Raw genomic sequence first — 11,917 nt, 5'->3', positions numbered from 1 at the left:
TCACGTCGGCTTACGCTTGCGCTAAGCCGACCTACGCATCACCTTACACGAGTCAACATGCAAAACACCCCACACCTCCCCCTGGCCGTCGCCATCATGGGCCCCACGGCCAGCGGCAAGACGGCCAGTGCGCTGGCCATCGCGCAAGCGATCCCGTCCGAGATCATTTCCGTCGATTCCGCCCTCGTCTACCGGGGCATGGATATCGGCACGGCCAAGCCGTCGCAAGATGAACTGGCCCAGGTACCGCATCATCTGATCGACATCATCGACCCGCTCGATGCGTATTCCGTGGCCCAGTTCCGCAACGATACCCTGCGTCTGGTGGCGGACATCTCCGCGCGCGGCAAGCTGCCGCTGCTCGTCGGCGGCACCATGCTGTACTTCAAGGGCCTGGCCGATGGCCTCGACGACTTGCCCGGCGCCGATCCGGTGCTGCGCGCCCGGCTGGAAGAAGACGCGGCCGCCATCGGCTGGCCCGCCATGCATGCGCGCCTGGCCGAGCAGGACCCCGTCACGGCCGCGCGCCTGGCGCCGCAGGACGCGCAGCGCATCGGCCGCGCGCTGGAAATCATCGCCCTGTCCGGTCAGCCCATGTCGGCCCTGCTGGACCGCCGCGAAAAGACCGTGCTGCCGTTCCGGCTGCAATCGTTCGCGCTGGAGCCGTCCGACCGCGCCGTGCTGCACGCGCGCATCGCCACGCGCTTCGACCTGATGCTGAAAAACGACGCCCTGCTCGACGAAGTGGAACAGCTGCGCCGCCGTGGCGACCTGCACCCGGGCCTGCCGTCGATGCGCTGCGTGGGCTACCGCCAGGCCTGGGAATACCTCGACGGCCGCATCGACCGCGCCGCCTTGCGCGAGACGGGCATCATCGCCACGCGCCAGCTGGCCAAACGGCAGCTGACCTGGCTGCGCTCGATGCCGGAACGCATCGTCATCGATTGCCTGGGACGTGACCCGGCCGCGGCCATGCTGGCGCAGATTCAAGCGTTGCTGAAATAGCCATACAACAATCCACCACGAAAAACCCGCACATTTTTTTGCTCCAGCATTGACAAGGAAATCGGAAGACTGGATAATGCTCGGCTGTTGGGTGATATAGCTCAGTTGGTTAGAGCACAGCATTCATAATGCTGGGGTCGGTGGTTCAAGTCCACCTATCACCACCAAAGAACATCGATCAGGTTTCACCTGGTCACAACCAGCATCCGGTCTGACCGGTCTGTTTGGTGATATAGCTCAGTTGGTTAGAGCACAGCATTCATAATGCTGGGGTCGGTGGTTCAAGTCCACCTATCACCACCAAGAATTTGCAGCATTGATGAACCCGCCCTGCCCCGTGCAGCGGCGGGTTTTTTCATTTCCGGCCGCCGCGCATGCGGCCTGCGCGCAACACCCGCCCCCTCCGCATGCAATCGGGGATTGTGGCGAGACGCCGCCGGCGCTTACAATGAGAATAATTCTCATTTATATTATTCATACCCCATGTCCGCCATTCAGTCCAGCCTGCAACAGCAAGTGCAGTCGCTCTACAGCGAGCATCATGGCTGGCTGGTGGGCTGGCTGCGCAAAAAGCTCAGCTGTCCGCATGGCGCGGCCGATGTGGCACAAGACACGTTCGTGCGCATCATCGCTTCGCGCGACGCCCTGTTCGGCATGCGCGAGCCGCGCGCCTATCTGTCCACCACGGCGAAGCGCTTGCTGCTCGACCGCGCGCGCCGGCAGGTACTTGAACGTAGCTACCTGGCGGAACTGGCCCTGCTGGCCGACAGCCTGCCCGGCGCGCCGTCGCCGGACGAGATCCTGATGGCAGTGCAGGCGCTCGGGCAGATCGCCACGGCGCTGGCCGGCTTGTCCGCCAAGGCGCGCGACGCCTTCTTGCTGCACTACCTGGAAGAGCAGCCGCAGGCCGCCGTCGCCGCGCAGCTGAACGTCTCCACGCGCATGGTGCAAAAATACCTGGTGCAAGCCTTGCTGGCCTGCCGCCACGCCTGCCCGGCCATGGCGGCATGAAGGGCGCGCGCACCGACGCGGCAGCCGAACAGGCCGCGCAGTGGATCGTGCGCCTGAGCGCCGACGACCCGGCCGAGCGCGAACAGGCACGCTCCGGCTTCGCCGCATGGAAGGCGGCCGACCCGCTGCACGCGAACGCAGCGGCCGGCATGGAAAACCTGCTGCGCCAGTTGCACGCCGTGCGCGAGCCGGCCGGCGGCGACCATCGCCCCGCCCGGGCCGCCCTGGCCGCCATCGCCCCCGATCGTCCCCGCCAGCGCCTGCGCCAGCTGGCCGCCGCGAGTGCCGTTGCCGTGCTGGTGCTGGGCACGGCCATGGTCGCCAGCGAGCGCCCCGCCTACCTGCTGGCCGACCTGCGCAGCCCCACAGGGCAATGGCAGTCGCACATCCTGGCCGACGGCAGCCGGATCACCCTGGCCGGCGACAGCGCCGTCAACGTGCGCTTTACTGCGGGCGAGCGGCACGTGGAACTGGTGCGTGGCGACATCCTCGTCGACGTCGCCAAGGATGCGCAGCGCCCCTTCATCGTCGACAGCAGGCAGGCGGCGATCCGCGCGCTGGGCACGCGCTTTAGCGTGCGCCGGGAAGACGGCGCCACCATCCTGAACATGCTGGAGTCAAAAGTGCTGGCGCAAGTGCCGCAACATCCGGCCATCGTGGTGCGGGCGGGTCAGCGCACGCGCATCACGGACGACGGCGTCGGACCGCTAACAACCATCGATGCGGTCAGCGTGCAGCAAGCGTGGCACGCGCACCAGCTGGTGGTCGACGACCAGCCATTGGCCGAGGTGCTCGACGAGCTGGCGCGCCACCGTCCCGGCCAGCTGCATTACGACCGCGCGCAGATCGCCGGCATCCGCGTGGCGGCCGTGCTGCCGCTGGACGACACGGACAAGGCGCTGCAGCTGTTGATCGACAATTTCCCGCAACTGCGCATCCGCATGCTGACACGCTACCTGGTGATGGTCGACGCGCCAAGCACTGGCACCGCAAAAAAATAATTTGCCACGCAGGTTCGTGTTGGCGCATCTCGCGCGTCAAGGCAGCTGAGATCATTCAAAAAAGGCTGTCACCATGTACGTTCAAGTCGTTGCCGCTTCCTCCCCGAACACCCTGCGCACGCGTCTGCGCCCGCTGGCCCTGGCGGCCATGCTGGTCGCTGGCGCCGCCCTGCATGCCCAGGCAACCGCCCAGGCCGTGCCGGCGGTCGCCAGCTACGCCATTCCCGCCGGCCCGCTGGCCGGCGCCCTGAACCGCTATGCACAGCAGGCGGGCGTGTCCATCGTCATCGACGCGGCCAAGGTACAGGGGCTGCAGACGGCCGGCCTGCAAGGCAGCTACGCCATCGACGACGGCTTCGCCATGCTGCTGCGCGGCAGCGGCTATGCCATCGGCAAGACGTCCACCGGCTACGTGCTGGTGGCCGCGCCGGCGTCCGCCCCCACGGCGGCGGCCAGTGCCGCCTCGGCGGCCGAGCGCACCATGCCCTCGATTACCATCGTCGGCCAGGCCGAGCAAGGCGCCACCACGGAAGGCAGCGGTTCCTACACGGCGCGCAAGATCAGCATCGGTAAGGGTGAACAGGCGATGAAGGAGATTCCCCAATCGGTGAGCGTGCTGACGCGCCAGCGCCTGGACGACCAGGGCATCACGGACTTGCGCGAAGCCGTCAACAACGTCACCGGCGTGGTCGGCGTGCATGGCGTGGGCCCGGGCGTGGTCATCACGGCGCGCGGCTTCCAGATCGACCAGTGGCAGTACGACGGCGTGCCGATCGACCGCAACACCTATGCGCTGGGTAACTGGGGCCAGGAAAACATGGTCATCTACGACCGCCTGGAAGTGCTGCGCGGCGCCTCCAGCATGCTGGTCGGCACGGGCAGCCCCGGCGGTTCCGTCAACCTCGTGCGCAAGCGCCCTCTGGCCACACGCGCGATCACGCTGACGGGCCGCGCCGGGTCCTGGGACCACTATGGCGCCCAAATCGATATCAGCACGCCCCTGAACGCGGAAGGCAGCCTGCGCGGACGCGCCATCGTCGACGAGGACGACAGCCACTCCTTCATCGACCAGGTATGGAGCAAGAACCGCACTCTGTATGCAGCGCTCGACTACGACCTGGCGCCCGCCACCACCGTGGGCCTGGCCGCCAGCCACGTCAAGGCCCACGGCCGCCCCACGTTCATCGGCCTGCCCCGCTACGTCGACGGCAGCGCACTGCCGCTGCCGCGCTCCACCTTCACGGGCGCCGACTGGAACCGCAGCCTGGTGGAACAGAGCACCGTCTACCTGGACCTGGAACACCACTTCAATACGCAATGGAGCCTGAAGGCCTCGGCACTGGGCATGAATGAAAGCACCAGCTCCACGCACCAGCGCACGGCCTTCGCCATCAAACCCGACGGCAGCGGCGCGCGCTATGGCGACTTTTCCACCGATTTCGACAACCGCAAGCGCGGCATCGACGCCTTCGTGCGCGGCAAATTCGATGGCCTGGGCATCGCGCAGGAAGTCGTCGCCGGCGCCAGCTATGTCAGCATGACGTCGAACGACCGCTATGCGCGTGCGTGGGAAACGGGCGCGGATATCTTCAACATCAAGCACCATCGCCCGTGGCAGGACTTCGACACCATCGCCGCGCGCGGCGTGAGCAGCTACAGCACCTACGACATGCGCCAGAAAGGCCTGTACGCCACTTGGAACGGCCAGCTGACGGGCAAGCTGAAAGCCCTGCTGGGCGGGCGCTTCAGCTGGTACGACTTCCTGTATGCCACGCCGGACGGCTACCGCGACGCCACCCGCGCCACGGCCAGGTTCACGCCATCGGTAGGGCTGATCTATGCTTTGACGCCGCAATGGTCGGCCTATGCCAGCTATGCGGACGTGTTCCAGCCGCAGACGAACCACGATGTGGCAGGCCGGACCCTCAAGCCGATCACGGGCAGCAGCTACGAGGGCGGCATCAAGGGTGAACTGCTGGACGGCAAGGTGAACACCGCGCTGGCCGTGTTCCGCTATGACCACAAGGACCGCGCCGTCACCGACTACGCTGCCGGTTTCGCCTGCGACGGCTGGTACTGCTCGCGCGCCTCGGGCAAGGTGCGCAGCCAGGGCCTGGAAGCGGAAGTGTCGGGCGAAGTGGCGCGCGGCCTGCAGCTGTCGGCCGGCTATGCCTACACGACGACGACCTACCTCGATGATCCGGACAACAAGGGCCAAGTCTTTTCCACGTGGACGCCGAAACACATGCTGCGCCTTTGGTCCAGCTATACCCTGCCCGGCGCGTGGGACAAGTTCAGCGTGGGCGCCGGCACCAACCTGCAAAGCCATACGGTCGATACCGAGCGCACGTTCAAGGTTGCCGGTTTCTCGATCTGGAATGCACGCCTGGGCTGGCAAGCCACGCCGCAAGTGGCCCTGTCGGTCAACGTCAACAATCTGTTCGACAAGCGCTACATCATCCCGGCCTACAACACCACCGGGTCGAACAACTATTATGGCGACCCGCGCAACGTGCAGTTCACCCTGAAATACACGCCGCAGTGGTAAGACGATCGAGAGGCTGAGCGTCGGCGCAATGGCCGCGTTGCGTGACTGGTATTGGAACTGGCATTCAGTTCGCGCCGCGGCCGGGATTTTCGGCTAAGATGATGGCGCGGCGTTGCGCCGCACCGCATCGTGCATCGGCCTCTCAATCATCTACACCGTCAATGGAACAAAAAGACAAGTCCTGGGTCACTTCGGTGGACGTCGCCAAACGGGCCGGCGTCTCGCGCTCCGCCGTCTCGCGCACGTTCACGCCCGGCGCCAGCGTGGCGCCCGAAACGCGGGCCCGCGTGATGGAAGCGGCGCAGTCGCTGGGCTACCAGGTCAACATCCTGGCGCGCAGCATGAACCAGGGCCAGAGCAATCTGGTGGGCGTCGTCATCACAGGCTTCACGGACCCGTTCCGCGTGGCCCTGCTGGGCGAAGTCACGCGCAGCCTGAGCGAACATGCGCTGGTGCCGCTGCTGATGAATGCGGAAGATCCAGAACGCCTCAGCGAATTGCTGCGCATCCTCCTCAGCTACAAGATTTCCGGCGTCATCATGACGTCCGGCTCGCCGCCGTCCGCCGTGGCGACGGAATACCTGCAGCGGCAAGTACCGGTGGCCATGATCAACCGCGCGCGCGACCTGAAAGGCGTGGACGTGGTCAACAGCGACAACCGCCATGGCGGCGAACTGGCGGCCAGCACCCTGCTCGACAGCGGCGCCAAACGGCTGGCCTTCGTCAATACGCGCGCCAGCAGTTTCAGCGGCATCGCACGCGGCAAGGCCTTCCTCGACCATCTGGCGCCGGCCGTGGCGAAAAAGCGCTGCACGGCCGGCGAATACCTGGCCGACGCCATCGGCTACCAGGCGGGCCAGGAAGCGGCCGACGCCCTGCTCGCCTCGGGCAAGCTGCCAGACGGCGTCTTTTGCGCCACCGACCTGATCGCCTGCGGCTTCATCGACGCGGCGCGCAGCAAGTACGGCATCGACGTGCCCGCGCAATTGCAGGTGATCGGCTTCGACGACATTCCCATGGCGTCGCTCGACGCCTACCAGCTGACCACCATCCGCCAGGATGCGGGCGAACTGGCGCGCCGCGCCGTCAAGAGCCTGGTCGAGCGCATGGAAAAATTCGCCATGCCGGGCCGCCTGAAGGAAGTCCCCGTCACCCTGGTGCGGCGCGGCACGACGCGCTAAGCGCTTCGACACGGCAGATGGCGCAACGCCGTCGTCTGCCGCCCGCCACCGCCCCGCACCGCCCGCCGTTCCCCGTTTTCCACACTTTTTCATCCCCCGCCTGTACTTGTTGACATCGAAAAAAATCCGGGTTACTGTTTGCACACGCGTGCTGCACACGTGTGCAATTTCTTCAAAAAGCCTGTTCTGGCCACACCACTAAAAAAAGCGCCCCGTCCACGGAGGCGCCATCAAGGAGACTGTTATGTTGAACCACGTTCTAAGAATCGCCCTGTTCGGCGCCGGGGCCATCGGCCTGGCGGCCTGCACCACCCCCGCCGGCATGCAGCACAATACCGCTGCCACAACCGCCGCCGATCCGAAACTGGCGAAGATCGGCCAGATCGTCGTCGTGTACATGGAAAACCGCAGCTTCGACCACCTGTTCGGCACCTTCCCCGGCGCCGACGGCATCGCCAATGGCCGCTCGCCCGACACCACCACGCAGACCGGCCCCGATGGCAAGCCGTATGCGATGCTGCCCGCCGTGGCGCTCGACAAGGGCGGCCTGGACCAGCGCTTCAAGGGCGACATCGCCAACGCGCCCTTCCGCATGGAGCCGAGCGTATCGCTGGGCGACAAGACGGCCAGTCCCGTGCACGCATTCTGGACCCACAAGCGCCAGATCAACGACGGCAAGAACGACCGCTTCGTCGTCGAGGGCAACACGGGCGCCCTGCCCATGGGCTATTTCGACGGCAGCAAGCTCAAACTGTGGGCCCTGGCGCAGCGCTACACCCTGGCCGACCGCTTCTTCCAGTCCGCCTACGGCGGTTCCTTCCTCAACCACATGTGGCTGACCTGCGCCTGCACGCCCGTGTTCCCGAACGCGCCCAAGTCCATCGTCGCCCAGGATGAGCGCGGCACGGGCCACAAGAAGGGCGAGGAAGCGGAAGTGACGCAGGACGGCTACGCCGTCAACACCATGCAGGGCCCGCTGCTGTTCGATCCGACCAAGAAGCAGACCTTCCTGCCGCCGCAAACCATGCCCACCATCGGCGACCGCCTGACGGACAAGGGCATATCCTGGGTCTATTATGCGGACGGCTACGACATCGCCGTCGCCTCGACCAAGTCGGGCAAGAAGGCCGACGATTTCTCGTATCATCACCAGCCGTTCACCTACTTCAAGCGCTTCATCGACAGCCCTCAGCAGCGCGCCACGCACCTGAAGGACCGCTCCGACATGATCGCAGACGTCCAGGCGGGCAAGCTGCCGCCCGTCTCGTTCTACAAGCCCATGGGCAAGAAGAACATGCATCCGGGGATGGACAAATCGAGCGTGGCGGCCGGCGACGACGAGGGCGTGGCCATCATCAACGCCATCATGGAAGGTCCGCAATGGAAGGATACCGTCATCATCGTCACCACCGATGAAAACGGCGGTTTCTGGGACCACGTGGCGCCGCCCAAAGGCGACCGCTTCGGCCCGGCCACGCGCATCCCCGCCCTCGTCATCTCGCCCTTCAGCGAAGGCGGCCATATCGACCATACCGAATATGAAACCGTGTCGATCCTGAAGTTCATCGAGGAGCGCCATGGCCTGGCGCCATTGAGCGAGCGCGATGCGCGCGCCAACAGCCTGGCCAAGGCCCTCAAGCTGTAACTCTCCCCTCCTGCCTGCCCCGGGTGCGCCGTCCTGCGCGGCGCACCCGGGCTAACCACACCTGAAGGAAACGCCATGCTGCACGCACGCCATCTTCCCCTGTCCCTCCTGATGCTCTCCCTGGCCGCCTGTGGCGGCGGCGAGACAACGCCGCCGGTGACGCCACCGGTCACGCCCCCTGTCACGCCGCCAGCCACCTATTACCAGACCAAGACGCCGTACACGCCGCAGCAGGATGCGGCCACGTATGAAGCGGCGCCGGCCGGCTACGCGCCCGTGTTCACCGAACTGGTGGCGCGCCACGGCTCGCGCGGCCTGTCGAGCATGAAGTACGACGCCGCCTTCTACAACGTCTGGCAAAGGGCCGCCGCCGACGATGCGCTCACGCCGCTGGGGCAAAAGCTGGGCGCCGACATCCTGAAACTGATGAAGGCCAACGCGCTGCTCGGCTACGGCGTGGACGGCATCACGGCGCCCGGCTACGGCAACCTGTCGCAGACGGGCATCAATGAGCACAAGCAGCTGGCCGTGCGCATGCTGGCGCGCCTGCCCGCCCTGTTCACGCAACTGGGCGCGAACGCCACCAGCGCGCCGCGCCAGATCGTCACCGTCAGTTCCGGCGTGGACCGTGCAAAGGACAGCGCCGCGTATTTTGCGCAGTCGCTGGCCGCCACGGCACCAAACGTCGCGCCGCTGATCACCCTGCCGCCCGCGCCCACCGGCTACCCGGCCGGCAAGCCCGTGGCGCAGCCAGCTGGCACCAACCGCTTCCTGCTGTATGCGCACAAGCTGGTGCCCAAGACGGACCTGGTCAGCGATGCCCTCGACGGCTACTACCAGACCTACCAGGACAGCCAGGCTTACCAGGCCTACCTGGAAAGCCCGGCTTTCCTGGCCAAGTACTCGGCCATCGACACGGATGCCACGGCGCGCACCCTGGGGCGCGAAGTGCTGGAGCGGCTGTTCACCAAAGCCTTCGTCGACAAGATCGACAACGGCACCTACCGCTTCGCCAACACGGGCACCTACAGCTTCACCAGCGACGACGGCAAATTCACCAACACCGTCACGGGCGACGGCGGCACCACCATCAAGGGACTGGCCGACGCCGCATCGGTGCTGTACAACCTGTACGCCATCATGGCCGGCATGACGAATGAGGTCAAAGCCGACTTCGTGCAGTACATGCCGTCGGACGCGGCCAAGTACCAGGCCTTCGTGCAGGACTATCAGGATTTCTACAACAAGGGTCCCGGCACCACGGAAAGCGCCGGCGTCACCTGGAACTACGTGCGCGCGCTGCGCGAAGACTTCTTCACGGAAGTGGACGCCATTGCGCGCGGCGATCTGTCGCACGGCGCCAAGCTGCGCTTCACGCATGCGGAAGCCATCATCCCGCTGGCCACGGCCATGGGCCTGAAGACCGTCGTCGGCGCGCTGCCGGCGGCGCAGACCTACAGCTATGACAACAGCAGCTGGCGCGGCCTGTACGTGGCGCCGATGGCGGCCAACATGCAGTGGGACGTGTACCGCGACGCCAGCGGCAATGTGCTGGTCAAGCTGCTGTACAACGAAAAGGAAACCGACTTCCAGGCCGCCTGCGATGGCGCGCGCTTCGCTGCCGGCAGCCATTTCTATGTGTATGCGAAGCTGAAGACCTGCTACGGCCACGTGGCGCAGTAAGCGGGAAGCGTGGGCGGGCCGGCTCCAGCCGTGCCCGCCTGTTTGACGTTTGATGCTAGGCTTGCGCCTAGATAATCACGTCACGGACTCCCATGCCTCCATCGCTTCCCCTGGCCAGCATCCCGCTGGCCCTGGCCCTCGCCATGTCCGCCGGTCCCACGCTGGCCGTCGAAGGCGATTACCAGACCAAGACGCCATATGCGCAGCAGCAGGACCCGGCCACCTATGCCGCGCCGCCGGCCGGCTTCCAGCCCATCTTCACGCAACTGGTGGCGCGCCACGGTTCGCGCGGGCTCACCAGCATGAAGAACGACGCGGCCCTGTATGCGATGTGGCAGCAGGCCGCCGCGCAGGATGCGCTCACGCCCCTGGGACGCGAACTCGGTCCCGACATCCTGGCCCTGATGAAGGCCAATGCCTTGCTCGGCTATGGCGTGGCGGGCATCGAGCGGCCCGGCTACGGCAACCTGTCGCAGACGGGCATCGACGAACACCGGCAGCTGGCCGTGCGCATGCTGGCGCGCCTGCCCACCCTGTTCGCGCAGGTGGGCCAGGACGCCGCGACGGCGCCGCGCCAGATCGTCACCATCCATTCCGGCGTGGACCGCGCGCGCGACAGCGCACGCTTTTTCACGCAGTCGCTGCTCGCTCACGCTCCCGCGCTGACGCCCTTGCTGTACCTGCCGCCCGCGCCGGCGCCGTATCCGCAGGGACGCAAGCCCACGGTACAGCCGATATTGCAGCCCGATGGCGTCAACCGCTTCCTTTTGTACGCGCACAAGCTGGCGCCGCAGACGGACCGCGTCACCGATCCGGCCAACCCGTATTACGCCACCTATGCCGCCAGCCAGGCCTACCAGTACTATGAACGAACCAAGCAGCTGGATGCGCTGATGGGCGCCCCGGCCAGGCTGCCCGCGGCGACAGCGCATGCGCGCCACGTGCTCGAACGGCTGTTTTCTTCCGCCTTCCTCGACCAGTTTGAAGGCGGCCGCGCCAGCTATGCGGACACGGGCAGCTCTACCTTCACCAGCGCCGACGGCAAGTTCACGCGCACCATGACGGGCAGCGGCAAGACCGTCATCCGCAGCCTGAATGCCGCCGCGACGAAATTGTACGAGCTGTATGCGATCGCCGCCGGCATGCGGCATGAAGTGCCGGCCGATTTCAGCCGCTACATGCCTGCCGAGGACGCGCGCTACTACGCCTATGTCGCCGACCACGAGGATTTTTACCAGAAGGGCCCCGCCACCACGGAAAGCAGCGGCGTGACCTGGCGCTTTGCGCTGGCCTTGCGCGACGATTTTTTCAATGAGGTCGATGCGCTGGCCAGGGGAGATGTGCGCCACGCGGCCAAGCTGCGCTTCACGCACGCCGAGATGATCATTCCGCTCGCTTCGGCCATGGGCTTGAAGCAGGCGCTGGCCCCCTTGCCGGCATCGCTCAGCTACAGTTATGAAAACAATCCATGGCGCGGCCAGAACGTCTCGCCGCTGGCGGCCAATATGCAGTGGGATGTGTACCGCAACGACGCAGGACAGCTCATCGTGCGCCTGCTGTACAACGAAAAGGAAACGGACTTCCAGGCCGCTTGCGACGGCGCCCGCATTGCGCCGGACAGCGTCTTTTACGACTATGCGAAACTGAAAACCTGCTACGGACACGTGGCGGCGCGCTGACGCGCTGATACTGCGCGCCGCCAGCGCGCCTTACTTCAAGGTCGGCATGGCAAACTCGGCCCCGGCCGCCGTCGAGGCCGGCCAGCGCTGCGTCACCGCTTTCTGCTTGGTATAGAAACGCACCGATTCCGGGCCGTGCGCATGGTGGTCGCCGAACAGGCTGC

General features: G+C 65.9%; 8 protein-coding genes and 2 tRNA genes. All 10 read left to right on the top strand.

Annotated elements, in window-relative coordinates; genetic code table 11:
* Window positions 1-57: 57 nt before the first annotated feature.
* The 10 genes from miaA (at window position 58) to JAB8_RS00005 (ending at window position 11,753) form a co-directional block, all read left to right on the top strand.
* On the top strand, window positions 58-1,005 hold the full coding sequence (miaA, locus tag JAB8_RS00050; protein WP_070287706.1) for a tRNA (adenosine(37)-N6)-dimethylallyltransferase MiaA: 948 nt from the start codon (window positions 58-60) through the stop codon (window positions 1,003-1,005).
* Between the two features lie 90 nt (window positions 1,006-1,095).
* Window positions 1,096-1,172 (top strand) — tRNA-Met (locus JAB8_RS00045).
* Window positions 1,173-1,231: 59 nt separating this feature from the next.
* Window positions 1,232-1,308, top strand: a tRNA-Met gene (locus tag JAB8_RS00040).
* A gap of 180 nt (window positions 1,309-1,488) precedes the next feature.
* On the top strand, window positions 1,489-2,016 hold the full coding sequence (locus JAB8_RS00035; RefSeq protein WP_070287704.1) for a sigma-70 family RNA polymerase sigma factor: 528 nt from the start codon (window positions 1,489-1,491) through the stop codon (window positions 2,014-2,016).
* Entirely contained in the window at window positions 2,013-3,017 is a 1,005-nt protein-coding gene (locus tag JAB8_RS00030; protein ID WP_070287702.1) for a FecR domain-containing protein, read from the top strand. The genes JAB8_RS00035 and JAB8_RS00030 overlap by 4 nt, the downstream gene beginning before the upstream one ends.
* A 73-nt stretch (window positions 3,018-3,090) precedes the next feature.
* Window positions 3,091-5,565 carry a TonB-dependent receptor gene (locus JAB8_RS00025; RefSeq protein WP_070287701.1) on the top strand — a complete coding sequence of 825 codons (2,475 nt, stop codon included), beginning with the start codon at window positions 3,091-3,093 and terminating at the stop codon, window positions 5,563-5,565.
* A 161-nt stretch (window positions 5,566-5,726) separates the two neighbouring features.
* Complete coding sequence (locus tag JAB8_RS00020) at window positions 5,727-6,746, top strand: LacI family DNA-binding transcriptional regulator (protein WP_070287699.1); 1,020 nt, start codon at window positions 5,727-5,729, stop codon at window positions 6,744-6,746.
* Window positions 6,747-6,990: 244 nt separating this feature from the next.
* Window positions 6,991-8,391: an alkaline phosphatase family protein gene (locus JAB8_RS00015; RefSeq protein ID WP_070287698.1), complete on the top strand. Its 1,401-nt coding sequence runs from the start codon at window positions 6,991-6,993 to the stop codon at window positions 8,389-8,391.
* A gap of 75 nt (window positions 8,392-8,466) precedes the next feature.
* Entirely contained in the window at window positions 8,467-10,074 is a 1,608-nt protein-coding gene (locus JAB8_RS00010; protein ID WP_070287697.1) for a histidine-type phosphatase, read from the top strand.
* Window positions 10,075-10,166: 92 nt separating this feature from the next.
* Window positions 10,167-11,753: a histidine-type phosphatase gene (locus tag JAB8_RS00005; protein ID WP_070287695.1), complete on the top strand. Its 1,587-nt coding sequence runs from the start codon at window positions 10,167-10,169 to the stop codon at window positions 11,751-11,753.
* Window positions 11,754-11,917: the final 164 nt, after the last annotated feature.

Source organism: Janthinobacterium sp. HH106 (assembly GCF_001758725.1).
GTDB lineage: Bacteria > Pseudomonadota > Gammaproteobacteria > Burkholderiales > Burkholderiaceae_D > Janthinobacterium.
This window is presented reverse-complemented; position numbering and strand designations above follow the sequence as displayed.